Raw genomic sequence first — 25,383 nt, 5'->3', positions numbered from 1 at the left:
AACATAATGGAATTTCGATATCTACCAATGACTGATTCGGATAAACAGGAAATGCTAGCAACGATTGGGGTGGATTCTACAGAAGCACTCTTTGCAGATATACCAGAAAAAATTCGTTATAGAGAGGAACTACAGTTAAAAAAGCCGGCAAATGAAGCGCAGTTAAAACAAGAACTTGCTAATATGGCGAAGAGAAATGTGAACTTAAAAACGCACGCTTCATTTTTGGGGGCTGGTGTCTATGATCATTACATTCCATCGGTAGTGGACCATGTGATTTCCAGATCTGAGTTTTATACAGCGTATACGCCGTATCAGCCGGAAATTTCTCAAGGTGAATTACAGGCTATCTTTGAATTTCAGACAATGATCTCTGAGTTAACGGGCTTACCAGTCGCAAACTCCTCCATGTATGATGGCGGGACTTCATTAGCAGAAGCTGTGAACTTAAGTGCTGCCCACACGAAACGCAAGAAGGTTCTTGTTTCCAAAGCAGTTCATCCTGAATCACGTGCTGTTATTGAGACCTATGCAAAAGGTCCAGAATTAGAAATTATTGAGATCGATTGTGATAACGGGGTAACAAATTTGCAGCAATTAGCAGAAGCTATTGACGAAAATACTGCAAGTGTCGTGGTACAATATCCAAATTTCTTTGGTCAGGTCGAGCCGCTAGAAAAAATAAATGCCTTAGTTAAGAACCAATCTAAAACAATGCTAATCACATCCAGTAACCCACTAGCTCTTGGATACTTGACACCGCCAGGGGAATTTGGTGCAGACATTGTCGTGGGTGATACGCAGGTTTTTGGTATTCCGGCGCAATTTGGTGGTCCCCATTGTGGGTATTTTGCCACTACAGAAAAATTAATGCGTAAGGTCCCGGGCCGTCTAGTAGGGCAAACGGTTGACGAGGAAGGGGTCCGAGGCTTTGTTTTAACATTGCAGGCAAGAGAACAGCATATTCGCAGAGATAAGGCTACTTCCAATATTTGTTCGAACCAGGCGTTAAATGCTCTCGCAAGCTCTGTTGCCATGAGTTCGATTGGCAAACATGGTTTACGTAAAATGGCAGTGTTAAATATGAAGAAAGCACGTTACATGAAACAGAAACTTGCTGAGGCAGGATTACGTGTCGTCCATCAGGGCATGTACTTTAATGAATTAGTTGTAGAGCTTGGGTCAAATGTGTCTGAAATAAATAAAAAGCTTGTTGATAAGGGATTTATAGGTGGGTATGAATTAGAAAAAGCTTACCCCGAATTAAAAAATCATATGTTAATTGCCGTAACAGAGAGCCGTACAAAAGAAGAAATCGATACTTTTGTGAAGGAATTGGGGGATTTACATGAATAGCAAGGATTTTCCGTTAATTTTTGAACGTAGTAAAGAAGGGCGTACAAGCTATAGCCTACCTGAGTTGGATATTCCGGAAATTGATCTGGATGCAGAAATGGAAAGTACCTATATTCGCAGTAATCCTGCAGAGTTGCCTGAGGTAAGTGAACTAGACATTATGCGCCATTATACTGGGTTGTCTAATCGTAATTATGGGGTAGATTCGGGATTTTATCCATTAGGCTCTTGCACAATGAAATATAATCCGAAAATGAATGAAGATGTGGCAAGAATGGATGGTTTCAGTCATATTCATCCATACCAAGAGGCTGAGACCGTCCAAGGTGCGATGGAAATGATGTATGACTTGCAAACTTCTCTTAAAGAAATTACAGGCATGCATGAAGTCTCCTTGCAATCAGCTGCTGGGGCCCACGGGGAATGGACAGCACTTATGATGATTCGCGCTTTCCATGAAGCAAATGGGGACACTCATCGAACGAAGGTTATAGTGCCGGATTCAGCCCATGGAACAAACCCTGCTTCTGCGACAGTAGCTGGTTTTAAAGCGGTAACCGTAAAAACGAACGAAATAGGATTAGTAGATCTTGATGATTTAAGACGAGTTGTCGGCGAGGACACAGCTGCACTCATGCTGACAAACCCAAATACGCTTGGCTTATTTGAAACTGAGATCTTAGAAATGGCAGAAATCGTACACGGGGCAGGCGGAAAATTGTATTATGATGGGGCAAACCTTAATGCTATTATGGGATATGCAAGACCTGGTGATATGGGATTTGATGCGGTTCATTTAAACCTTCATAAAACATTTACTGGTCCACATGGCGGAGGCGGCCCTGGTTCAGGTCCAGTAGGTGTATCTGAAGAACTCGCAGCATACTTGCCAAAGCCTTTGCTTACAAAAAATGAGGATCAGTATGTGTTTGATTATGACCGGCCTTCCTCTATTGGCAGAGTTAAACCTTATTATGGTAATTTCGGAATTAATTTGCGCGCCTATACGTATATTCGCACGATGGGAGCAGAAGGACTTAAAAAGGCAAGCGAATATGCCGTACTTAATGCAAATTATATGATGAGAAAGTTGCAGAAGGCATACGACTTACCGTACGATCAACATTGTAAACATGAATTCGTATTATCTGGAAAACGACAAAAGAAATTAGGTGTCAGAACACTGGATATTGCGAAAAGACTGCTTGATTTTGGCTACCATCCACCAACTATTTATTTTCCAATTAATGTAGAGGAAGCAATGATGGTAGAGCCTACAGAAACGGAATCTAAGGAAACACTGGATGCATTTATTGATTCTATGCTGACTATTGCCAAAGAAGTAGAGAATGATCCAGAGACTGTTCAGGAAGCACCGCACAATACGATTGTGAAGCGGATGGATGAAACACTTGCGGCAAGAAAGCCTGTTTTAAGATACCAAAGACAAACGTAAACAAAAAATCCTGAGGTTATAGGGCCTCAGGATTTTTATTGGTTATTTTGTTTTTATTTTACCTGTCCATTTCTTGAAACCGCCTTTAAGCTGGGAAATATCAGAATAGCCTTTTTTATTCAAAAGCTGTGCGGCACGTGCAGAACGTGAACCACTTTGGCAGTAAAGATATACTGGCTTGTCCGGTCTGATCTCAACTAAGCGTTGCTTCATTTGCGTTAATGGTATATTTCGAGCGCCAAGGATGTGCCCTTTTTCAAATTCTTGAGGTTCCCTGACATCAATTAATTGTGCTTTACGGTATCCTTCTCTAAATTGTTGCTCTGTAAGTACCTTTAAGTAGTTACTTTGTCTAAAATAACGAAATACGCCGACTACTAATAAAGCGACAATAGCAATCACTAAAAATTCCATGCTAGTTTCCCCCGTCTGTCCATATACTTCTTTTCTATTATATGCTTAAAATAAGATTTTTTAAAGCATTTTCATTTAATATTATAGGTAAATGCTTTCGTAATATCCTTGGAATACTTGTACAACATAATTATTTCATGTATCCTTTTAATAGAAACAGTTTTGCACTAGATAAAAAAAGATTCTTGAAATGAGGACTGATTATGCCTACACCTAGTATGGAAGATTATATAGAACAAATTTATAATTTAATGGAATCAAAAGGGTATGCGCGGGTTTCTGATATTGCTGAGGCGCTTGAGGTTCACCCTTCTTCTGTTACAAAGATGGTTCAGAAACTTGATAAAGATGACTACTTAAATTATGAAAAATATAGAGGGTTTATACTTACTCCCAAAGGAAAAAAAATTGGAGAGCGACTTGTCTTTCGCCATGAATTACTAGAAGAATTTCTAGAAATTATTGGAGTAGAAAAAGAAAATATATATGAAGATGTAGAAGGAATTGAGCATCATTTAAGCTGGAACTCTATTGACCGAATCGGTGATCTGGTGAATTACTTTAAGCTGGATAGTCAGCGAGTAAGCGAGTTAAGAGATATACAAAAACAAGATGAGAAGTAGTTTTTTTTATCATGAGGCTGGGACGTAACTAAATCATCTATGCTTAAATACGAATAATATGTTTTAGCACCGCTTCGGCAGAACACTCCGCTTTCCACGGGCACGGCCTCAGCCTCCTCGTGGAAAAGGCACCACTGCGGGGTCTTCGGACTCGTGCTGTTCCCGTAGGAGTCTGCGCGTTCTGCCTACGCTAAAATAAGAAAACCCGAACTATGCAAACCTTTATTAACTGATTTGCGAGATAGTTCGGGATTTCATGTGTTAAAAGAACTTTTGCCTCAGCCTCTTTTTAAAAATATAAGGAAGTATAAAAAATTGCCAGTATTTTGTTCTTAGACAGCAACAGCCACGTCGAGCTCCAGCGCCCAGAGACTAGCGCGACTTCCTTTACCTCCGTATGCTTTTGTTCTCCCTCCTTAACTGACAATAAGACCCCAGAGATCAACTACCAGTAAAGGTCCCGTCATTCGACTATCATGTGGTGGGTGAGGAAGGGGAACCCCAGATCATGGAGTTTCACTTTATCGAAAAGTCTGCCTCCTGCATGCATTAATTAGCTTATACTTGCCTAGTGCCAGTGGTCAAAATTACGAGTTCTAATATGGCCCCTTTATGCTTAAAAATGTATAAACGTCATTTGTCTGGCAAAAGGGAGTGGTGTCCATGAAAATTGATGGGGTTTTTTCAGGTGGTGGGGTTAAAGCATATGCCTTTTTAGGGGTTTTAGAAGTTTTAAATAAGCATGAATTAAAACTAGAACGAGTGGCTGGAACCTCAGCAGGTGCTATTGTTGCTTCTTTTTTGGCGGCGGGTTTCAATGTAAAGGATATCCAGGAAAAATTGGATCAACTTGATTTAAAAGCTTTTCAGGATCCCCCTTTAGTAACAAGGTGGTTACCATTTAGTAAGTGGTTTTTTTTATATTTCCAGCTTGGTATTAACAAAGGTGACAAATTAGAAAGTTGGTTATATAACCAGCTTGCTGAAAAGGGAATATATACATTTAATGACCTACCAAGAGGTTATTTGAAGGTAGTAGTTAGTGATCTGACTCTAGGTAAACTCGTTGTCATTCCTGATGATTTAGAAAGAATTTATGGTCTTAATCCACTTCATTTTCCTATTTCTAAAGCAGTTCGTATGAGCGCAGGATTTCCTTATTTTTTTATGCCTAAACAGCTGCCGGGAAAAAGTAAAACAAAAAGTATTATGGTGGATGGTGGGTTATTAAGCAACTTTCCATTATGGATATTTGACAATCAGCGAGGCAATAAGGATAGACCTGTTCTTGGGGTTAAATTAAGTGATTCAATTGAAAAAATGGAACCTCGCCGCATCCGAAATGCCCTTGATATGTTTCAAGCTCTTTTCTCTACTATGAAGTTAGCTCACGACAGTCGTTATATCTCTAAATCGCAAAAAGAGAATATTATCTTCGTTCCAGTAGAAGGAATTGAGGCAATGAATTTTTCTATAAGTAATGAGACAAAGGAAAATCTTGTGAGAAAGGGAAGAGAAATGGCTGATGTCTTTTTAAAAAGGTGGCCCAAATAAAAAATAACCGCACTTAAAAAGAAGCCCGGTCATTTTTCTTCTGTTTATTCCCTTCGATGACACGAAGATGGGAAGCTCGTTTAGTAGCTTTTTTTCTAGATGTCGTCGGCGTTGTTTTAGTTGTTTTTGATTTCGAATAGGTAACAGGTTGGTTTTGCTTATATTTCGCTTTAGACTGTCTGACTGCCTGCTTGTATTTTTTCATGTCATTTGAATTAGTACGCTTACGCAGGAATAGAAAGTAAACAACACCAAAAAGGACAATCCCCATGCCAATCATCATAAAAATGTTCGTGAAAAATCCACGTGTATTGGTAACTAGTTGGGAAATAAGCCCGACTGCTGCCAATCCCACAATGAGATAGATAAATATGGAGATTTTGTTTCGTTGCATCGTTTTTCCTCCATTCATATTTGAATCTTACCTTAATATGTCTATACCACTAAATTACCAGCACATATCCTATTTTCTATATGTTCTTACACTTTATTATTTCCTTATAAACTAAAAATATACTACCCTGCCATTATGGTTTCCTTTTATTTTACTTGATTTTACCCTTAAACACCAGATATACAGTGGAAAATATTGTTTTGTTCTGCATTGTATTATAGCGAGTTGGTCATAATAGGAGTTGAGGTGATCAAATGGGTGAAGAAAAACAGCTAGAACAAAATAAAAGAGAAGAGCCATTATCATTATTAAGCCGTTCAGCCATAACAGGCTTTGTAGGGGGCGCTTTTTGGGGATTGCTTGCAACCATATTAGCCTATTTTAATTTTACTGAGGTGGAGCCAAAATCATTTGTATTGCGGTCATGGACCACTGCTGCTTGGACCAATGGCTGGCTTGGGACTGTTATTACTATTTTAATTTTAGGTGGGCTCTCCGTGATAGTAGCATTTATTTACCACCTTTTCATGCGAAAAATTAACTCCATGTGGATGGGAGTTGCATATGGGGCAATCTTATGGGGAGTAGTATTCTTTGTATTGCAACCCATTTTTACAAATATAAAGCCTATTCAAGATCTGGAACTGGAAACGATCGTTACAACGGTATGTATTTTTGTATTGTATGGAACGTTTATTGGGTATTCCTTATCTTATGATTATCATGATAAGGTCATGAAAGAGAAAAATAAGCAAACCCAAAAAGCATAATAAACAATCTGAAAAGAACGTAAATACTTATTAAATTGCAAAGGTTTATGATAAACTGAAAACATCCAACGTTTTAGGGAGATATAAGAACTAGAGAGAGGGATGTGTTAAAATGGGGAAGCTAACTACATTACGTGAGCTATTAGAAAAAAATGAATTGGATGCCATTCTTATAACAAGTCCGATTAACAGACGCTATGTGTCAGGGTTTACCGGTACTGCTGGTGTTGTACTTGTAAGTAAAAATCATGCTCGATTTATTACTGATTTCCGTTACACTGCACAAGCAAAAGAGCAAGCAACAGATTTCCAAGTGGTGGAGCATAAACAATTAATTGAGGTTGAAATAAAGGACCAGCTAAAGGAAATGGGTGTAAAGCATCTCGGTTTTGAAAAAGACCATGTAACCTTTGCGCAATATGAAAATTACAAGAGTGTTTTTGAGGTAGAGTTAAAGCCAGTAAGTGGCCTTGTGGAAGAAATGAGACTCATTAAAACAGATGAGGAACTGGATGTTATGAAAAAGGCTGCCAAAATTGCAGATGATGCATTTATACATATACAGTCCTTTATAAAACCTGGAGTTAAAGAAATAGATGTCTCCAACGAATTGGAATTCTTTATGCGTAAACAAGGTGCTGTATCTTCAAGTTTCGATATAATTGTAGCTTCAGGGTTTCGCTCCGCATTACCGCATGGTGTGGCATCTAACAAAGAAATTAAATCTGGTGAACTTGTAACGCTTGATTACGGTGCTTTATACGATGGGTATTGCTCTGACATTACCAGAACCTTTGCAGTCGGAGAAATTAGTGAGGAACTAACGACAATATATAATACCGTTCTAGAGGCACAGCTTCTTGGAGTATCTGGTATTAAGCCAGGCATCACAGGTAAAGAGGCAGATGCCCTAACACGAGATTATATTAAAGAAAAAGGTTTCGGAGAATATTTTGGACATTCAACAGGGCATGGCTTAGGACTTGAGGTTCATGAGGGTCCTGGGTTATCCTTTAGAAGTGATAAAAAGCTAGAAGCTGGCATGGTGGTTACGGTTGAACCGGGAATTTATATTCCAGAAGTTGGTGGATGCCGCATTGAAGATGATATCGTTCTTACAGAGACGGGTAACGAGCGTCTGACTAATGCATCAAAAGAACTAATTCACTTATAAGCCGAGCAATTGATGAGGAGGAAACATGTAATATGATTTCGGTTAATGATTTTAAAACAGGACTAACAATTGAGGTAGACAATGATATATGGCAGGTATTGGAGTTCCAACATGTCAAGCCTGGTAAGGGAGCAGCTTTTGTTAGATCTAAGTTGCGTAACCTGCGTAACGGAAATATTCAAGAAAAAACATTCCGTGGTGGCGAAAAAGTAGGTAAAGCACATATTGAAACAAAGAAAATGCAATATCTATATGCATCTGGTGACTCACATGCATTTATGGATACAAATACGTACGAACAGATTGAACTGACAACAGATCAGATTCAGTATGAATTAAAATTTATTAAAGAGAATATGGAAGTTTCTATTATTACTTACAGTGGAGAGATATTAGGTGTAGACCTTCCAAACAACGTCGAACTAGAAGTAACAGAGACAGAGCCTGGAATCAAAGGCGATACAGCTAGTGGTGGATCAAAACCAGCAACACTAGAAACAGGCCATACTGTACAAGTACCATTTTTCATTAATCAAGGCGACGTTCTTGTCATCAATACCTCTGATGGAAAGTATGTTTCAAGAGCGTAATACCCAAACTCATAGATGAAAATAATAAATTAAAAAGAGGCTGTACCAATTCAATTTGGTACAGCCTCTTTTTTTGGAAGTCATAAACGCTTAACTTATTCATACATTTAATAATAAGCTATCAAGCAAAGTGAGGAAATTTATATGGAAGAAATTATTCGCTTGTTCCCAAAAGGAATACAAGTACAAATTGAAAAGCATATTGCTGGTAGGTGGAATGAACTTCAGGAAATTCGTTGTCGGTTAAACAAGCAAGTAGAGGTTATATACAATGCTAAAAACGAATGGGTTACAGACGTTACACTGACTAAACAAGCCTTTACCTATATGGTAAACCAATTGAGTGAATTCTCTTTGTATCGAATGGAGGATGAGCTTCGTGAAGGTTATATTACGATTGAGGGCGGCCATCGAATTGGGATTGCTGGAAAAGTAAATACGCTCCAAGGTGCAGTAAAAGCAATACAGCATATTACTTTCCTCAATATCCGTGTAGCTAAAGAGAAGATTGGTTGTGCAGATAATATTATGCCATCTATTTACCACCGTGGCTATGTTAATACGCTATTTGTAGGCTCTCCACAATCTGGAAAAACTACCTTGCTCAGAGATACGGCTAGGCAAATTGCTTCAGGTTGGAACGGGGTGGCTGCAAAAAAAGTTGGAATTGTTGACGAACGCTCGGAGATAGCGGGCTCCATAAAAGGAGTGCCCCAACACAATATAGGTATAAGAGCAGATGTTATGGATGCCTGTCCCAAAGCAGAAGGTATGATGATGATGATAAGATCTATGTCGCCAGAAGTATTAATTGTAGATGAGATTGGCAGTCAAAAAGATGTACAAGCTCTATTAGAAGCAATTAACGCAGGAGTTATCATTATTAGTTCTATACATGGAAGAAGTCTTGAGGAATTGAAAAAAAGGCCATCTCTTCATAAGTTATTTGAACAGCAAGTCTTTCAACGAGTTATTTTGTTGGAACGTAAAAGGGTTCCTGGCCTGATTAAAAATATCTATAACGAATATGGGGAGAACATACTGCGAATAACGGGGGACAAGCCATATGCAATGGATAGGGGCAATTCTCTTCATCCTAACAACCACCTGGGTAGGGTTCGAATGGAGTAATAGACTTTCTAATCGCCCAAAACAAATCAGACAGCTTAAAAATGCATTACAAATTCTTGAAGCAGAGATTCTATATAGCCAGGTACCACTACATGAGGCATTTTCTATTATTGCTAAACAAACTCCTAAACCAATCTGTACATTCTTTATGTCCTTGCATAATTCACTGCTCGCGGACAGAGGTGACTTGTTTGCTGTATGGGAAAAATCTATAGACAGTCTGAAAAAGAATTCAAGCCTTGGGCGAAATGAGCAGGAAATTATGAAGCAATTCGGACGTACGCTTGGCCAGCACGACTTTTATCAGCAACAAAAGCATATTCAACTAACCATTAACCATCTTGATCGTGAATTAGAAGAAGCCAGGGATCATCACCTGAAATATGGCAAGATGGCAAAAAGCCTAGGTGTTTTATGCGGATTATTTGTTGTTCTACTTCTTATTTAGGGATGTGCAAAAAGATAGTTATTTAGCCTGTCTAATACAATTCAAGTGAATTCTGCTTCTGGCAGCCGTATTACTAGTGGAAAGGAGCCACTCCATGTTTACAGATGCATCCATTCTTTTTCAAATAGCTGGAATAGGCATAATTGTAGCTCTTATTCATACCATTTTAAAGCAGATGGGGAAAGAGGAAATTGCACAATTTGCTACGTTGATCGGCTTTATTATTGTGCTTGTGGTAGTCATTAATGGCTTATCAGATTTATTCCAGCAAATTAAATCGGTTTTCCTCTTTCAAGGGTAATGCCACATGGATATTATTCAGATAGTAACCCTCGGTATTGTGGCGAGCATTTTATACCTCATTTTAAAAGAAATTAATAGTTCTATTGCTTTTTTCATTATTCTCATTACCGGGATAGTTATCTTTTTTTCGGTCATTCAGCAAATTAGCGGCATTTTTCAACTTATTCAATCATTGGGTACAAAAGCAAACGTAGAAGGGATGTACATGGATACCATTCTGAAAATTATTGGAATTGCCTATATTGCTGAGCTTGGGGCAGGGATCACAAAGGATGCTGGATTGGGTTCAGTAGCTGCAAAAATAGAACTAGCAGGGAAAATATTTATACTTTTGCTTGCGGTTCCGATTATCAGTGCTGTAATCGAAGCCATTCTAAGTTTTTTACCTACAACATAGATAGATCCCTCCATTTTGCTGAAGGGGGAAGTAGTAACACATGAAGCCAAAAAAGAAGTCAATCCTATTCCTAGCATTTTTAGTTTTTTTAGTGTTTGGACAAGTATCAGTAAGTGCCTCTCCATCGGTAGGGGTAGAAGAGGCTAGTGATGAAGTATTAGAAGAAGTATCTTTAACAGAGATACAAAGCTATTGGACAGATTTGGTAACGGAATACGGCGGTTACCTCCCTGAACTGGAAAAGACGAGTGTATATGAATTTATAAAAGATAATGGCGGTTTTTCTGTAAAGAATGCAATAGGTGGGCTCCTTGAATTTTTATTTCATGAACTAATAATAAATGGGAAACTGCTTGGCTTATTAATTATGCTCATTCTATTTTCGGTTCTATTGCAGACTATGCATAATGCATTTGAAAAAAGCTCTGTAAGTAAAATCGCGTATTTCGTAGTTTACATTGTGCTCATATTTATTGCCTTAAACAGCTTTTACCTTGCTGTGTCTTATGCGAAGGAAGCCATTGACACAATGAGTAGTTTTATGATTGCACTAATCCCTTTGGTACTAGGTCTAATGGCTACTTTTGGCAACATTGTCTCTGTATCTTTTTTCCATCCCATAATTATTTTCCTTGTCAACTTTAGTGGTATTCTCGTTTCCACGATCATTCTACCGCTTTTGTTCCTTTCAGCACTGCTCCTTATTGTAAGTAGTCTAAGTGACAATTATAAGGTAACGCATTTAGCAAATTTATTTAAGCAGGTTGCTCTTGGGATACTAGGTATCTTCTTTACAATTTATCTTGGCGTGATGTCAGTACAAGGAGCCACAAGTGCTATTCAAGATGGTGTGGCGATGAAAACAGCTAAATTTATTACTGGTAATTTTATACCTGTTATTGGTAGGACGTTTACAGATGCAGCCGATACGATTCTTAGTGCATCATTACTCTTAAAAAATGCCGTAGGGTTAGTAGGATTACTTATCATTATATTTATTGCTTTGTTCCCTGCATTAAAAATTTTTGCGATTGCGCTTATATATAAGATAGCTGCAGCGATTTTACAACCTATTGGTGACGGACCTGTGATTACAAGCATTAACACGATTAGTAAGTATATTGTTTATATTTTAGCCTGTATGCTCGCCGTCTCTTTTATGTTTCTATTAGGAATTGTCATTATAGTCATAGCCAGTAATCTAACTCTGCTATTACGATAGGATGATGAAAAAATGGATGTACTGATTCAGTGGGTTACCCAAATTATTATATTTGTGCTACTTGCAACAATCATAGATCTTTTGATGCCGTCTACATCCATGAAGAAGTATATCAAGCTAATCGTAGGATTGATATTAATTTTAATACTCTTAAAGCCAATATTTTATCTGTTTCAAATTGATATTGGGAGCGCGATTAAACAATCCTACCAGGCGGTGATACAACAAGAAAATGAGGAAGAAAATGTAGAAAGTTTAATTGAATTTCAAAAAAATGAAATAGAATCCTCACAATCTGCATATATTTTAGAACAAATGGCTGTCCAACTTACGGATCTTGCAGAAGATCCATTACGGGAGGACTATCAAGTCGAGATAGCGGATATCGATTTTCTGTTTGCGCAGGAAGGTGAGCTATCATTTGAGGCTCTCGATAAAGTCATTGTTAGCATTAGAGAAATTGAAGAAGGGGAGGGAGCAGTGCGTATAGTAGAAGATGTGGTAATTAATACGGAAGAGCAGACAATCAGAAAAGACAATGCTGAAGATGAAAAACGTATAGTAAGTCTGTTAAAGGATGTTTGGGACTTACAGGAGAAAGAACTGACCATCATATGGGAGGGAGGCACATCTTGAAACAAATACTAGATAAACTGTTTAAAAATCGGGAGAAGGGTTTGTCGAAGAAGACAGGTTACATGCTAATTCTTGCCTTAGTTGGTCTCATGCTGCTCTTAGTAGGGAAGGTCTTCTCTCCCTCAGATGAAGAACCACCACAACAGTTAGCCCAACAACTAGAATCAGAATCTGAAGAGACTGCTAAACCGGTCCGCTCTGAAGAGAATGCCACAACTTCAAATATAGCAGAGTTGGAGGATAGCTATAAAAAAGATTTGGAATCCATGCTAAATAATATAAAAGGTGTTTCTGAAGCAGAGGTAATGGTAAACCTGGAATCTACTAATATAAAAGTCTATGAAAAAAATTTAATTTATGGACAGCAAACCACCGATGAATCAGATAAAAATGGTGGTACGAGGAAAGTCCAGGATAGTACAGAAGAGGCTCAAACTGTATTAGTTAGACAAGGTGAAGGTGAGGTTCCGTTGCTTATCCAGACGAAAAAACCTGAAGTAAGAGGGGTTTTCGTCGTCGCAAAAGGTGCAGATCACGCATCAGTGAAGAAGTGGATAGTAGAATCAACATCACGCGTACTTGATGTTCCAACACATAGAGTATCTGTTATGCCAAAAAATTAAAGGGAGGAATTAATTATGTTAAAAAAGCAAACTGTTTGGTTATTAACTATGTTGAGTCTTATGATCGTACTGAGTGTGTATTACATGACATCTCCTGATAGTGAAGATCTTGCTTATCTAAATAATGGACAAGGAGATAATGAAGAAACGGTATCGTCCGATCCATCTGAGGAAGAAGGAGATGTGGAAGAAGAGGACGGTACGGAAGGCGAAACAGAAGTGGATAATATCTCCAACCTAGGAGAAGACGAATTATTTACAACGATTCGAATGGAATTGAATGATAAGCGAAGCATGACTAAGGATCGATTAACAGATATTGTAGCTTCTAGCGCGAGTTCACCAGAAGAGAAGGATGAAGCTTTAAAAGAAATTGACGTCCTTGAAGAAATAGAAACGAAAGAAACGATTCTTGAAGAAAGCATTTTGGAAACAGGCGAATATCCAGATGTGCTCGTTCGCTCCGAAGATGATAAAGTACATGTGCATGTAAGAGCTGAGGAATTGTCACCAACTGAGGCTAATAATATTATGCAAATGGTAAGAGACGAGTTTGATAGAGATATGGTTGTCGATGTGAACTTTCAGCCAGGAGCTGTTGAAGAAGAATAAAGAAGTGTCACGTGAGATAAAGCATGCAATTACATTAAAATCCGGACTTGGAGTTCGGATTTTTTCATGTATAAAAATAGCCACAATAATCAAGATTCATAACCTGAAATTAAGGGAAAATGACTCTATTTTCTGATAAACTAGACTCAGAGCTATCCGATTACACTACTGACAATACAACTTCAGCGTCAAACCAATCTTGAAAAAGGGGATGCATGTATGGATATGGATTTAATAATTACTATTCTATATTTTTCATTTGTAGGGTATCAAGTTGTTAGATTGAGTCAAACTTTGATCAAACTGAGAAAAGGGATTGTGTTTCCCGTTGTTGAAAAAGATAGATGGTCAATTAGAAAACAAGCTCCGGGAAAGCCTGTCGCTGAACCAACCTTTCATGGCCGGAAATGGATAATCGTTATGTATATCGCTTTTATTTTACTTGCAATTGCTATCTATTATGGAGCTGCGATTACTAATAATGGGATTATTCTACTATATATACTTTTTTTAATAATACCTGGGCGAAATTTATTTAATTTGTTTTCCATCAGAGATGATGGTCTTTTAATTGGAAGCCGATTTCTATGGTGGAAACAGATAAAGTCGTTCCAATTTAAACCAATTGATGTAAACCATCGATACTATGGTCATGCTAAAGAGGTAAATGAAGAAGGATACGAGTTGGTTATTCATCAACAGCTCTTTCATTCCCATTGTATAGTCGTTTCCAATAAAGCGAAAGAGAAGGTTACAAAGCTTCTTACTGGATATGGGATTTCAGAGAAAGAGCAGAGGTCTGCAATCGAAGAGAAACCCTAAGAATACGAAGGTTATATGAACGTATTTAAAATACTCCTACTTAGGAGATAATGGAATAACCTTGATGTTTCCCATACATTTGTCGTACTATATTAAGAGGAGTTATTAGTACCTAATAATAAAGTTAACAACGAAAGGGTGCCTGTAAATATGTTAAAGGTAGAAGAATTACGTGAACTAATAAAGGTAATTGATGAATCTTCCATTGATGAGTTTTCGTATGAAACAAATGGAGCAAAAGTAAAAGTGAAAAAGAATAAAGGCAATGGTGCCCCTGTAGTGACAGCGCCAGACTCTACTGTTTCTGCACCAGTAACGACTGAGAGTGAACAGCCTAAACAAGCAACACCAGCTCAAGCACCAGCAGAAACAGAAACAACAAAAACTGAATCCGCAAGTAAAAATTATGACTATGAAATTGTTTCTCCAATGGTTGGAACATTCTATTTGGCTCCTACGCCAGAAAGCGATCCGTTCGTACAAACTGGCAGTAAAGTAGATGCGTCTACAGTTGTTTGTATTGTTGAAGCAATGAAGTTATTTAATGAAATAGAAGCTGAAGTAACAGGAGAAATAGTGGAAATTCTTGTTACTAATGGCGAATTAGTAGAATACGGACAACCATTGTTTAGAGTAGCCACAAAGTAAGGGGATGTAGAACGTGATTAAAAGATTACTAATTGCTAATAGAGGGGAAATAGCGGTTCGAATTATTCGTGCTTGTAAAGAGATGGGCATTGAAACGATCGCTGTGTACTCCGAAGCGGATAAGGAAGCATTACATGTGCAAATGGCTGACGAAGCGTACTGTATAGGGCCTACCTTATCTAAGGACAGCTACTTAAATTTCACTAATATTATGAGTGTGGCGACATCCACTAAAGTAGATGCTATCCATCCAGGATATGGTTTCCTGGCAGAAAATGCTGACTTTGCAGAGATATGTAGAGCTTGCAATATAACCTTTGTTGGTCCAACACCTGAGGCCATTCAAAAAATGGGCATCAAAGATGTTGCAAGAGAGACGATGAAGCAAGCAAACGTTCCTATCGTTCCTGGGTCGGATGGTATAATTGAAAATGAGGAACAAGCCAAAGAACTAGCATTAGAAATTGGTTATCCTATTATCATTAAAGCAACAGCGGGTGGCGGCGGAAAAGGAATACGTGTTGCCCGTACTGAAGAAGAGTTAGTTAAAGGAATACAAATCACTCAGAATGAAGCAGAAACTGCTTTTGGGAACCCTGGTGTGTATCTTGAAAAGTATATTGAAGATTTTCGTCATGTTGAAATACAAGTGTTGGCAGACCGACACGGAAATGTAGTACACTTAGGGGAGAGAGACTGTTCCATTCAGCGACGCCTTCAGAAATTGGTGGAAGAAACTCCATCTCCAGCTTTAACTGAGGAAATACGTAAGAAAATGGGTGAAGCTTCTGTAAAAGCAGCTTTGGCTGTTAATTATGAAGGTGCTGGGACTATTGAATATATCTTTGATAGAAAAAGCCAAGAATTTTACTTTATGGAAATGAATACAAGAATCCAGGTAGAACACCCTGTGACAGAACAAGTAACAGGGGTCGATCTCATTAAAGAACAGATTAATATTGCGAATAACGAAGAGTTATCGTTCCAACAAGAAGACATTCAGTTTAATGGCTGGGCAATGGAATGTAGAATTAATGCAGAGGATCCGTTTAAGAACTTCATGCCGTCTGCAGGAGAAATTAATATGTATTTAACACCAGGCGGATTAGGTGTACGGGTGGATTCTGCTGCATATCCTGGGTACTATATACCACCATATTATGATTCCATGATTGCTAAATTAATTACATTTGGAGCAACAAGAGAAGAAGCGGTTGACCGTATGAGAAGAGCGCTTGATGAATTTGTAATTGAAGGTGTCAAAACAACAATTCCTTTTCATCGTCAATTAATGGAGCATGAAGTATTTGTAAATGGAGACTTTAATACGAAGTTTCTTGAGGATCACCCTATTCTTGAAAAGGGTGAAGAAAAGTAAAGATTAATAAAGGAGTGGTGAGACGATGAGTGAACAGCCTTTGTTAAACGTAAGTGATGATACGAGTCTTGGAGGTGTAGAAATAGCACCTGAAGTAATTGAAGTAATTGCTGGGATAGCAGCGGCCGAAACGGAAGGACTTTACGCAATGCGGGGCAATTTCGCCACAGGAGTAGCGGAACGTTTTGGGAAAAAGGCCCACAGTAAAGGTGTTAAAGTAGAATTAACAGAAACAGGCATATTGATCGATCTATATGTAATCCTAAATTTTGGTATTTCTATACCCCAGGTTGCTCAAAATATACAGACAAACATTCGTCAGGCACTAATGAATATGACAGCATTAGAGATTGATGAAATTAATATTCATGTTGTTGGCATCCAGATGGATGTTAAAGATGAGCGTGACCAAATTGGAGAATAAAAGAACGTTTTGAGCAGGATCAGAAAGGAACTTTTTCTGGTCCTGCTTTTTTTAAATACTGCTGGGAAACGGATTATTTGTTTGTTTCTAGCATTGGTATTTTAATCATGTTATGATTTGTAGAAGATAAGGATAAAAGGAGCTAATTTAGAATGAATAGACATGCAGCAAGGGAAAAAGCATTTCAAATACTTTTCCAATTAGATATTAACGATAATGAACCAAAACAGGCAATTGCTGAATTTCTTGAATCTGAAGAGAATGATACTTTTTTAACATTGCTCGTTGAAGGTGTTGCATCACATAAAACAGATTTAGATCAGCTTATTTCCGAGAATCTGGAGAACTGGAGTTTGCAGCGAATTGCTTCTGTTGAAAAAACCATTATGCGTATTGCTGCATTTGAAATGAAGTATCTTGAAGACATTCCAGTTAATGTGTCTATCAATGAAGCCGTTGAGTTAGCTAACACATACGGGGATGATAAATCAGGTAAATTTATTAATGGTGTACTATCTAAATTAAACAAATAAAAAGGGGAAGTATTCAATGGCTGCAGAAATTATAAGCGGAAAAGATTTAGCACAAGAATTGAGACAGCAAATGAAACAGAAGGTAACAGAGCTGAATAATCAAGGTGTTTTCCCAAAGCTAAGTGTTATTTTGGTTGGAGACAATCCTGCTTCCAAAAGTTATGTTAATGGTAAAAAGAAAGCTTGCAAAGAGACAGGAATTCTTTCCGACGTAATTGAAATGAATCATGACACGACTGAAGCCAATTTGCTGCAGCAAATTGAGAAACTTAATGAGGATCCTACCGTTCACGGCATTCTTGTACAATTACCATTACCAGAACAAATCCGAGAGCAAAAGGTTATTGATACAATTTCCTACACCAAGGATGTAGATGGTTTTCATCCAATCAATATTGGTCGTATGATGACAGGGGAAGATGCCTTTTTGCCATGTACTCCATATGGCATCATCACGATGCTTAAATCAAAGGATATTTCGATTGCCGGAAAACATGCAGTAGTTGTTGGGAGAAGTAACATTGTTGGTAAACCAATTGGACAATTACTCCTAAATGAAAATGCTACCGTTACATATTGCCATTCCAAAACAAAGAATTTAGCGCAAATAACAAAGCAAGCTGATATCCTCATCGCTGCTGTCGGTAAAGTCAATGCAATTCGAGCAGAGCATATAAAGGACGGGGCTGTAGTAGTAGATGTTGGAATTAATCGCTTAGAAGATGGTTCCCTTACTGGAGATGTTGACTTCAATGAAGCAAAAGAGAAAGCATCTTTTATTACACCCGTTCCACGTGGGGTTGGTCCCATGACAATTACGATGTTGCTTGAGAACACGATTAAGGCAGCTAAAGGACTGGAAAATTCGTGAAGGACAAGTATTTAACAGTAACAGCGTTAACAAGGTATTTAAAGCGGAAAATGGATACAGACCCTCACTTGCGAAACATTTCGTTAAAGGGAGAAATCTCCAATTTTAAACAGCATAGTCGTGGTCACATGTATATGACTATTAAAGATGAACAAGCGAGAATGCAGGCTGTGATGTTTGCAGGAAGTAATAGGTATTTAAAATTCAGACCTGAGAACGGGATGAATGTTTTAATTAGAGGTGAAATTAGCGTTTACGAGGCACACGGGCAATACCAGCTATATATTCAGCAAATGGAACCGGATGGGATTGGAGCATTATACCTTGCTTATGAACAATTAAAAGAAAAATTGAGTAAGCAAGGATACTTTGATGCAAAGTACAAAAAAACATTGCCTTCTTTCCCACAACGAATTGGTATTATTACGTCCCCAACCGGAGCGGCAGTAAGGGATATTATTACAACCATTAAAAGAAGGTATCCAATTGTTGAATTAACTGTTATCCCGGTATTGGTGCAAGGACCTAATGCGCCAAGGTCTGTTGCGGACGCAATTGCGATGGCAAATAATCATTCAGACTTTGATCTGCTTATCGTTGGAAGAGGTGGGGGCTCGATAGAAGAGCTCTGGTCTTTTAATGAAGAAGTAGTAGCTGAAGCGATCTTTCAATCAAAGATACCTATTATATCGGCAGTTGGTCATGAAACAGATACGACCATTAGTGACTTTGTTGCTGACTTACGTGCCCCTACACCAACCGCAGCAGGTGAAATCGCAGTGCAATCACAAGAAGAACTGCACGAAACTATCAGGAAAAATAAGCGTACTGTACAAAGAGAGCTTGAAAGATTGCTAATTACACATCGAAATAGACTTAAACAACTAAGACAATCGTATGCTTTTAAATATCCAGAGCAACTTGTGAAACAAAAGGAACAGGCGTTAGATTCAGCAGTAGAGTCGTTGACAAAAGGGTTATCATACCAAATTAGAAATTTCCAGGAGAGTTATCGCAACCTACATAATCGGATTACGCTTCAGCATCCAAAGGAAAAAATAAAACTTGCAAGCGACCGTTTAACCGACTTAACAAAGAGACAGAACACATATATGTCCCAACTCTTACAGAATAAATCAACAGAGTGGAATAGACTGCTTGATAAGCTAACGTTACTTAATCCATTAGAGACGATGAAGCGCGGATTTTCGTTACCTTATAATACAGCGGGAGATTTAATTAAGTCCGTTACAGATGTAGAAAAGCAAGATATTATTCAAGTAAGGCTGGCTGATGGCAAGCTAAACTGTCAAGTGCAAGAAATTGAGGAGGAAAATAATGAGTGATAAACAAGAGCTTTCGTTTGAAGAGGCGATGAAGGAATTGGAAACAATAGTGGAAAAATTAGAAGAAGGTGATGTTCCATTAGAAAAAGCAATTTCCTACTACCAAGATGGGATGAAGCTGTCAAAAATTTGTAATGATAAACTAAAAAATGTTCAAGAGAAAATGACAAACATTATGAATGAACAAGGAGATTTAGAGCCTTTTCAAATAGAGGGGGAAGAGTAACCTTGACCGATTTAAAGGCATATATCCAAGAAAAAAAAGAACTGGTTCAGCAAGAACTTAAAAACCAGCTTACTAAATTGGATATTCCAGAAATACTAAAAAAATCGATGCTATACTCCGTTGAAGCAGGTGGGAAAAGACTAAGGCCGATCCTGCTCATTGCAAGCTATGAGGCTTTTGGACAACGGAAGGAAGAAGTATTTCCGACTGCTGTAGCGCTCGAAATGATTCATACCTACTCACTCATACATGATGATCTTCCTTCAATGGATAATGATGATTTCCGAAGGGGAAAACCAACCAATCATAAAATCTTTGACGAAGCAACTGCGATCCTTGCTGGAGATGCGCTCCTTACATATAGTTTCGAAATTGTAGGAGGAGAAGCAGGTCTCACCGATGAACAAAGGTACCACCTTAGTAGGATGCTTGCAAAGGTCAGTGGTCCTTCTGGAATGGTAGGTGGACAATTGCTGGACATGGAAGCAGAAGACCGCCCCGTAACTCTTGAGGAATTAGAACGTATCCACACACTAAAGACTGGAGAGTTAGTGCGATTTGCGGTTTATGCGGGGGCATATATTGCAGGCGCTGATGCCAAACAATTAGCTGCACTGGAGAAATTCGCATATTATCTAGGGCTGATTTTCCAAGTACAGGATGACATACTTGATGTAACAGGCGACCAAGAAAAGCTTGGAAAGCCGGTAGGTAGTGATGAAGAAAATCAAAAAAGCACATACCCTAAATTACTTGGATTAGACGGTGCTCAAGCTCGAAAAAACCAATACGTTGCCGAAGCAAAAAAAGCGCTAGAGCACGCTGGTGCTGAAGGGTCCATCCTCATGGAACTAACTGATTATTTCAGTAATCGTGATCATTAAAAAATGGAAAAATGATAAGGAATATGCTATAATAAAAATACAAAAGGAATGGTGCAGTATTCTAGTCAGTCCTCCGTTTCTGAAGGCGGGCCTAAAAATTCGCCAAAGGGCACATCGATGAAGTTCCTTGTGTAGGCTTGAGGCGCCCAGCCTTGGGTTTATGCTGGGAGTTAAGGTTTTTGGGCGATCCACAAAGGCATGTGGGCGTTGACCCGATTACCGCGGAGGCCCATCTCTGTAGTAGCAACTAAGCCTAGGGGCTATTATGGACTGGGGTATGAACCTGCATAATAAAGTTAGGGACACCTTATTTGCAGCGTAGCCTGCCTTGAGTGATGTTCGAGGGGATTAGAGTCACAAATAGCGAATCAGATGGCCACTGGTTTGACTGTTTTCATCTCTATGAAATCGGCATTGCAAAAGAGGCTAGGGAGCGGTTAAGGGCTGTTGAGGAAATCTCCTAGACTGTTCGAAGACTTTTAAAAGGGATTATAGTGCGGACTAAGTGGTAATCCAGTCTAGCTATTGGTGACAAAGCTAAGATAGCTTTAAAGGGGAACCGCCTACATGGCAACATGGGGTAGTTATCTGGGAAAACCTACTGGACCTAAGCCGCAGTTTTTACCTTTTAAACGACCATTCCTTGATACATAATTATTACTAAATAGAGGTATGAAATGAACCCCAATATAAAACGTTCTTTAAAGTTTAGTTTAACTATTGCCGTTATCACTTTTGTGCTAGCGGCTATTTTTTCAATTATTTCTTCTTCCATATTAGGTGGCGTAATATGGATCGTAGGGCTACTAATTGTTCTACTCATTGTGTTAATTGGTATTTTATTTGATATGATGGGAATTGCAGCAACCGCTGCCGATGAGACCCCATTCCATGCGATGGCTGCCGAAAGGGTAACAGGAGCAAAAGAAGCTGTTATGATCGTAAGAAATGCGGATCGCTTCGCTAGTTTTTGTAATGATGTAATTGGAGATATATCGGGTATTGTTAGTGGGACTGCTTCCGCAATTGTGGTACTTCAAATTGCCAATTTATTTGGAGAAGGAGAAGGGTCTACCCTTCAACTCGTGCTCTCTGTTGTGCTAACAAGTATCGTAGCAGCCCTGACGGTTGGAGGTAAAGCGTTAGGGAAGTATTTTGGAATTAACGCTTCCACTAGGATTATCTTTTTCGCCGGAAAAATAATAGCATTGCTCGAAGATAAGCTTAAGATTACAATTTTTTCTAACTCCTCTTCAAAAAATAAGACACGTAATAAAGGACAGACACGATGACAAAAACAAGACTTGACATATTGTTAGTTGAACGAAATCTAATTGAATCAAGAGAAAAGGCGAAACGTGTAATTATGGCTGGATTAGTCTATTCCGAACAGGAAAGACTTGATAAACCAGGTATGAAGGTTGATTCCAGTATTCCCCTTACTGTAAAAGGAAAGCTTATCCCCTATGTTGGTAGAGGGGGGTTAAAGCTTGAGAAGGCATTAAACCACTTTAACCTTTCCGTGAAAGATAAAATAATGGTAGATGTTGGTTCCTCGACAGGTGGTTTCACAGACTGTGCCCTGCAAAATGGCGTGAAACAAAGTTATGCCATCGATGTTGGTTATAATCAGCTTGACTGGAAGCTTCGTAATGATAGCAGAGTCGTTGTGATGGAGCGAACAAATTTCAGGTATGTAACGAACGATATGCTAAAGCAAGGAACGCCTAATCTAGCAACAATTGATGTATCCTTTATATCCTTAAAGCTCATTCTTCCTGTGCTTCGTCAACTACTTGAATCAAATAGTGATGTAATTGCATTAATTAAACCACAGTTTGAAGCGGGTAGAGAGCAAGTAGGGAAAAAAGGGATTGTAAGAGATAAAAAAGTGCACAATCAGGTGTTACATGAAATTATTCAATTTGCTAAAAGCGAAAACTATGAGTTAATTGATCTCACGCATTCTCCCATAACGGGTGGGGATGGGAATATTGAATTCTTAGCCCACTTTGGCTGGCAAAAAGAAAATGAAGGAATTTCTCCTGCTACTGTCGAAATAGAAGATATAGTGGAGAATGCCCACCATGAGTTCCATACATCAAACGAAAAATAACGGGCTACTTATGTAGGCCGTTTGTGTTTATAGAAAATAAAGAGGTGCTATATGAGTAAAATACAACGTCATATCAAAATCCGTGAGCTTATAACTGAAAATGAAATCGAAACACAAGATGACTTGGTTGATCGCTTGAAAAATTTGGATTATAAAGTGACCCAGGCTACTGTATCTCGAGACATTAAAGAACTTCATCTTGTAAAGGTGCCTGCATCTAATGGTAAATATAAGTACAGCCTTCCTGCAGATCAGCGGTTTAACCCTTTAAACAAACTAAAAAGACTTGTGATGGATGCATTTGTGAAAATAGACCATGCAAGTCATTTAATCGTACTAAAAACTTTACCGGGGAACGCCCAAGCAGTTGGTGCCTTAATTGATAATCTTGACTGGGAAGAAATTATGGGCACGATTTGTGGAGACGATACCTGTTTAATAATTTGCAGGACGGAAGAAAATGCAGCACTCATTAAAGAACGATTTTTGACAATGCTATAATGATTATTTCGAAAATGGAGATGAATGCTATATATGTTAACGGAATTATCAATTCGGGATTTTGCAATTATTGATCAAATTTCCATAACGTTTCATGAGGGACTTACTGTTTTGACAGGTGAGACAGGTGCAGGAAAGTCCATTATTATTGATGCAGTTCAACTATTAGCAGGTGGAAGAGGCTCTGTAGAATTTGTACGACATGGTTCAAAGAAAGCAGAAATTGAAGGATTATTCATCTTAGAGGGCAAAAATCATCCTATCTATCAAGTAGGGAAAAATTTTGGCATTGAAATTTCCGATGACCAAGTTGTATTAGAGCGAACCATTACAGCAAACGGCAAAAGTATCTGCCGCGTTAATAGTAAGCTTGTTACACTGGGAATTCTTCGGGAATTTGGGGAAACGTTAATCGATATTCACAGCCAGCACGAAACCCAATCTTTAATGGATCCTGAAAGTCATTTAGAATTACTCGACCTCTATGATCCGGAAGCTATGAAGCAATCTAAAACAGAATACAGCGATCTTTATGATCGTTTAGGAACACTTAAAGCTCGTTACAAAGATTTAAGTGAAAACGAACAGGAAATGGCTCACAGGCTTGATTTGCTTGAATTCCAGCTCAAGGAATTAGAACAAGCGAACCTTGAACCAAACGAAGACGAAGTGCTTGAAGAAGAGCGCAGTTCATTAGCTAATTTTGAGAAAATTTATACAGCATTGCAGGATGCCTATAACGCCCTATATGGTGAACAAAAAGGTCTTGAATGGGTAAATAGTGCGCGCAATGCGCTAGATGTAAGTAGTGATTATGATGCGTTTATTAAGGAAAAATCCGAAGAAATCTCTAATCATTATTATGCACTTGAAGAATTAACCTTTTCATTGCGGAATTATAGCGAATCACAGCATTATAACCCGGAAAGACTAAATGAAGTAGAGGCCAGGCTTAATGAAATTAATCGTCTGAAAAAGAAATATGGCCCGACAGTTAACGATATTCTTGATTATATGGCCAAAATTGAAGAGGAAATCGAAGAAATAACCAATAAGGATTCTCATCTTGCAAAATTAGCTGACCAAATTGAAGAAGTAGAAAAGGATGCCTATCTGGAGGCACAGCAATTACATGACATTCGGATCAAAAACGCAAAAGCATTAGAAACAGAAATTAAAAATGAATTAAAAGATCTTTATCTGGAGAAAGCAACATTTTCTATATCTTTTCAGCATATTACAGATTATGATCCAGAGTCTAACCAGAGGCAGAAGCTTCATAAAAATGGCTTTGATAAGATCCGTTTCTTAATTTCTACAAATGCAGGTGAACCATTGAAGGATCTTCATAAAGTCGCTTCTGGAGGAGAGTTATCTCGTATCATGCTTGCATTAAAAAAAATATTTGCCAAGCATCAAGGCGTAACCAGTGTCATTTTTGACGAAGTTGATACAGGTGTAAGTGGACGGGTTGCACAGGCAATCGCCGAAAAAATTTATCAACTTTCCAGCAGTTCACAGGTACTATGTATTACACACCTACCACAAGTGGCAGCAATGGCTGATACACACAAATTAATTGAGAAAGCGGAAAGCAATAACCGTACCTCTACAAAAGTTGAAGAATTAAGCTCAAAAGAGCAAGTAGTAGAGTTAAGCAGAATGATTACCGGAACGCAATTAACCGAAACTGCCAAAGAGCACGCAAAGGAATTACTTGAATTAGCTGTCACGTTTAAATCAAAAAATTTATAGGATATTTTTTCATAAAAAGTCAGATGCTATAATATCTGGCTTTTTTATTTTGGGATGTTACGTTTGAATAGTTATAAAGGTTATAGGCGTTGTTTAGAGATGAATACATATGCGAATATTTACCTTGTTTAACAACTGGGTTATCTGTCAAAGTGCTAAGGGAGTGCTTATACCTA

General features: G+C 38.3%; 30 protein-coding genes. 28 read left to right on the top strand and 2 right to left on the bottom strand.

The features are described 5' to 3' along the window. Nucleotides 1-6 precede the first annotated feature (6 nt). Entirely contained in the window at nucleotides 7-1,356 is a 1,350-nt protein-coding gene (gene gcvPA / locus LG273_RS10590) for an aminomethyl-transferring glycine dehydrogenase subunit GcvPA (RefSeq protein WP_404453392.1), read from the top strand. Beyond that, nucleotides 1,349-2,812 (top strand): aminomethyl-transferring glycine dehydrogenase subunit GcvPB, encoded by a 1,464-nt coding sequence (gene gcvPB / locus LG273_RS10585; RefSeq protein WP_404453389.1) that lies wholly within the window; start codon nucleotides 1,349-1,351, stop codon nucleotides 2,810-2,812. Before gcvPA ends, gcvPB begins: the two co-directional genes overlap by 8 nt. 42 nt (nucleotides 2,813-2,854) lie before the next feature. On the opposite strand, the gene LG273_RS10580 is transcribed toward gcvPB, so the two are convergent. Further along, a complete protein-coding gene (locus tag LG273_RS10580; protein WP_404453386.1) occupies nucleotides 2,855-3,226 on the bottom strand; it encodes a rhodanese-like domain-containing protein in 372 nt (123 codons plus the stop codon). Between the two features lie 203 nt (nucleotides 3,227-3,429). On the opposite strand from LG273_RS10580, the gene mntR reads away from it, so the two are divergent. Further along, nucleotides 3,430-3,849: a transcriptional regulator MntR gene (mntR, locus tag LG273_RS10575; RefSeq protein ID WP_379564405.1), complete on the top strand. Its 420-nt coding sequence runs from the start codon at nucleotides 3,430-3,432 to the stop codon at nucleotides 3,847-3,849. A 663-nt stretch (nucleotides 3,850-4,512) separates the two neighbouring features. Continuing rightward, a complete protein-coding gene (locus LG273_RS10570; protein ID WP_404453383.1) occupies nucleotides 4,513-5,403 on the top strand; it encodes a patatin-like phospholipase family protein in 891 nt (296 codons plus the stop codon). A gap of 13 nt (nucleotides 5,404-5,416) precedes the next feature. Here the strand turns inward: LG273_RS10570 and LG273_RS10565 are convergent, their stop codons facing one another. Next, on the bottom strand, nucleotides 5,417-5,797 hold the full coding sequence (locus LG273_RS10565) for an SA1362 family protein (protein WP_404453380.1): 381 nt from the start codon (nucleotides 5,795-5,797) through the stop codon (nucleotides 5,417-5,419). Nucleotides 5,798-6,051: 254 nt separating this feature from the next. Here LG273_RS10565 and LG273_RS10560 point away from each other — a divergent pair, with 254 nt between their 5' ends. The 24 genes from LG273_RS10560 to recN all read left to right on the top strand — a co-directional run bounded on the left by LG273_RS10560 (nucleotide 6,052) and on the right by recN (nucleotide 25,207). After that, entirely contained in the window at nucleotides 6,052-6,567 is a 516-nt protein-coding gene (locus tag LG273_RS10560) for a YqhR family membrane protein (RefSeq protein WP_404453378.1), read from the top strand. A gap of 112 nt (nucleotides 6,568-6,679) precedes the next feature. After that, entirely contained in the window at nucleotides 6,680-7,741 is a 1,062-nt protein-coding gene (locus tag LG273_RS10555) for a M24 family metallopeptidase (protein WP_404453375.1), read from the top strand. Nucleotides 7,742-7,773: 32 nt separating this feature from the next. Then, nucleotides 7,774-8,331 carry an elongation factor P gene (gene efp / locus LG273_RS10550; RefSeq protein WP_379564395.1) on the top strand — a complete coding sequence of 186 codons (558 nt, stop codon included), beginning with the start codon at nucleotides 7,774-7,776 and terminating at the stop codon, nucleotides 8,329-8,331. Nucleotides 8,332-8,475: 144 nt separating this feature from the next. Next, entirely contained in the window at nucleotides 8,476-9,462 is a 987-nt protein-coding gene (gene spoIIIAA / locus LG273_RS10545; protein WP_404453372.1) for a stage III sporulation protein AA, read from the top strand. Beyond that, the gene (spoIIIAB, locus tag LG273_RS10540; protein WP_404453369.1) at nucleotides 9,398-9,910 is read left to right on the top strand and encodes a stage III sporulation protein SpoIIIAB; all 513 of its coding nucleotides are present in this window, start codon (nucleotides 9,398-9,400) and stop codon (nucleotides 9,908-9,910) included. The genes spoIIIAA and spoIIIAB overlap by 65 nt, the downstream gene beginning before the upstream one ends. A 94-nt stretch (nucleotides 9,911-10,004) precedes the next feature. After that, nucleotides 10,005-10,211 (top strand): stage III sporulation protein AC, encoded by a 207-nt coding sequence (gene spoIIIAC / locus LG273_RS10535; RefSeq protein WP_036572644.1) that lies wholly within the window; start codon nucleotides 10,005-10,007, stop codon nucleotides 10,209-10,211. 6 nt (nucleotides 10,212-10,217) lie between these two features. Then, entirely contained in the window at nucleotides 10,218-10,610 is a 393-nt protein-coding gene (gene spoIIIAD / locus LG273_RS10530) for a stage III sporulation protein AD (protein WP_404453365.1), read from the top strand. A gap of 40 nt (nucleotides 10,611-10,650) precedes the next feature. Then, nucleotides 10,651-11,832 (top strand): stage III sporulation protein AE, encoded by a 1,182-nt coding sequence (spoIIIAE, locus tag LG273_RS10525; RefSeq protein WP_404453362.1) that lies wholly within the window; start codon nucleotides 10,651-10,653, stop codon nucleotides 11,830-11,832. Between the two features lie 12 nt (nucleotides 11,833-11,844). After that, nucleotides 11,845-12,468: a stage III sporulation protein AF gene (gene spoIIIAF, locus LG273_RS10520; RefSeq protein WP_404453359.1), complete on the top strand. Its 624-nt coding sequence runs from the start codon at nucleotides 11,845-11,847 to the stop codon at nucleotides 12,466-12,468. Beyond that, on the top strand, nucleotides 12,465-13,091 hold the full coding sequence (spoIIIAG, locus tag LG273_RS10515) for a stage III sporulation protein AG (RefSeq protein WP_379564383.1): 627 nt from the start codon (nucleotides 12,465-12,467) through the stop codon (nucleotides 13,089-13,091). The genes spoIIIAF and spoIIIAG overlap by 4 nt, the downstream gene beginning before the upstream one ends. A gap of 15 nt (nucleotides 13,092-13,106) precedes the next feature. Next, on the top strand, nucleotides 13,107-13,703 hold the full coding sequence (locus tag LG273_RS10510) for a SpoIIIAH-like family protein (protein WP_379564381.1): 597 nt from the start codon (nucleotides 13,107-13,109) through the stop codon (nucleotides 13,701-13,703). A 219-nt stretch (nucleotides 13,704-13,922) separates the two neighbouring features. After that, nucleotides 13,923-14,525, top strand: coding sequence for a hypothetical protein (locus LG273_RS10505; protein ID WP_404453355.1), 603 nt, complete (start codon nucleotides 13,923-13,925; stop codon nucleotides 14,523-14,525). Between the two features lie 150 nt (nucleotides 14,526-14,675). Continuing rightward, entirely contained in the window at nucleotides 14,676-15,173 is a 498-nt protein-coding gene (gene accB, locus LG273_RS10500; protein WP_404453352.1) for an acetyl-CoA carboxylase biotin carboxyl carrier protein, read from the top strand. Between the two features lie 13 nt (nucleotides 15,174-15,186). Then, complete coding sequence (gene accC / locus LG273_RS10495) at nucleotides 15,187-16,551, top strand: acetyl-CoA carboxylase biotin carboxylase subunit (RefSeq protein WP_379564375.1); 1,365 nt, start codon at nucleotides 15,187-15,189, stop codon at nucleotides 16,549-16,551. A 25-nt stretch (nucleotides 16,552-16,576) separates the two neighbouring features. Further along, the gene (locus tag LG273_RS10490; protein ID WP_404453349.1) at nucleotides 16,577-16,975 is read left to right on the top strand and encodes an Asp23/Gls24 family envelope stress response protein; all 399 of its coding nucleotides are present in this window, start codon (nucleotides 16,577-16,579) and stop codon (nucleotides 16,973-16,975) included. 152 nt (nucleotides 16,976-17,127) lie between these two features. Further along, nucleotides 17,128-17,508 (top strand): transcription antitermination factor NusB, encoded by a 381-nt coding sequence (gene nusB, locus LG273_RS10485; protein WP_404453346.1) that lies wholly within the window; start codon nucleotides 17,128-17,130, stop codon nucleotides 17,506-17,508. Nucleotides 17,509-17,524: 16 nt separating this feature from the next. After that, nucleotides 17,525-18,379, top strand: coding sequence for a bifunctional methylenetetrahydrofolate dehydrogenase/methenyltetrahydrofolate cyclohydrolase FolD (gene folD, locus LG273_RS10480; RefSeq protein WP_404453343.1), 855 nt, complete (start codon nucleotides 17,525-17,527; stop codon nucleotides 18,377-18,379). Beyond that, nucleotides 18,376-19,725: an exodeoxyribonuclease VII large subunit gene (gene xseA, locus LG273_RS10475; protein WP_404453340.1), complete on the top strand. Its 1,350-nt coding sequence runs from the start codon at nucleotides 18,376-18,378 to the stop codon at nucleotides 19,723-19,725. Before folD ends, xseA begins: the two co-directional genes overlap by 4 nt. Beyond that, nucleotides 19,718-19,951 carry an exodeoxyribonuclease VII small subunit gene (locus LG273_RS10470; RefSeq protein ID WP_379564365.1) on the top strand — a complete coding sequence of 78 codons (234 nt, stop codon included), beginning with the start codon at nucleotides 19,718-19,720 and terminating at the stop codon, nucleotides 19,949-19,951. Before xseA ends, LG273_RS10470 begins: the two co-directional genes overlap by 8 nt. A 2-nt stretch (nucleotides 19,952-19,953) precedes the next feature. Beyond that, entirely contained in the window at nucleotides 19,954-20,835 is an 882-nt protein-coding gene (locus LG273_RS10465) for a polyprenyl synthetase family protein (protein ID WP_379564363.1), read from the top strand. Between the two features lie 677 nt (nucleotides 20,836-21,512). Further along, nucleotides 21,513-22,127, top strand: coding sequence for a hypothetical protein (locus LG273_RS10460; protein WP_379564361.1), 615 nt, complete (start codon nucleotides 21,513-21,515; stop codon nucleotides 22,125-22,127). Further along, complete coding sequence (locus LG273_RS10455; protein WP_379564359.1) at nucleotides 22,124-22,951, top strand: TlyA family RNA methyltransferase; 828 nt, start codon at nucleotides 22,124-22,126, stop codon at nucleotides 22,949-22,951. The genes LG273_RS10460 and LG273_RS10455 overlap by 4 nt, the downstream gene beginning before the upstream one ends. Nucleotides 22,952-23,002: 51 nt before the next feature. After that, the gene (gene ahrC / locus LG273_RS10450; RefSeq protein ID WP_379564357.1) at nucleotides 23,003-23,452 is read left to right on the top strand and encodes a transcriptional regulator AhrC/ArgR; all 450 of its coding nucleotides are present in this window, start codon (nucleotides 23,003-23,005) and stop codon (nucleotides 23,450-23,452) included. A gap of 33 nt (nucleotides 23,453-23,485) precedes the next feature. Then, nucleotides 23,486-25,207: a DNA repair protein RecN gene (recN, locus tag LG273_RS10445; RefSeq protein WP_404459521.1), complete on the top strand. Its 1,722-nt coding sequence runs from the start codon at nucleotides 23,486-23,488 to the stop codon at nucleotides 25,205-25,207. Nucleotides 25,208-25,383: the final 176 nt, after the last annotated feature.

The sequence above is a fragment of the Oceanobacillus kapialis genome (genome assembly GCF_044790185.1).
GTDB lineage: Bacteria > Bacillota > Bacilli > Bacillales > Amphibacillaceae > Oceanobacillus_B > Oceanobacillus_B kapialis.
The sequence above is the reverse complement of the archived record's forward strand: the minus strand, read 5'-3'. Positions and strand labels throughout refer to the sequence as shown.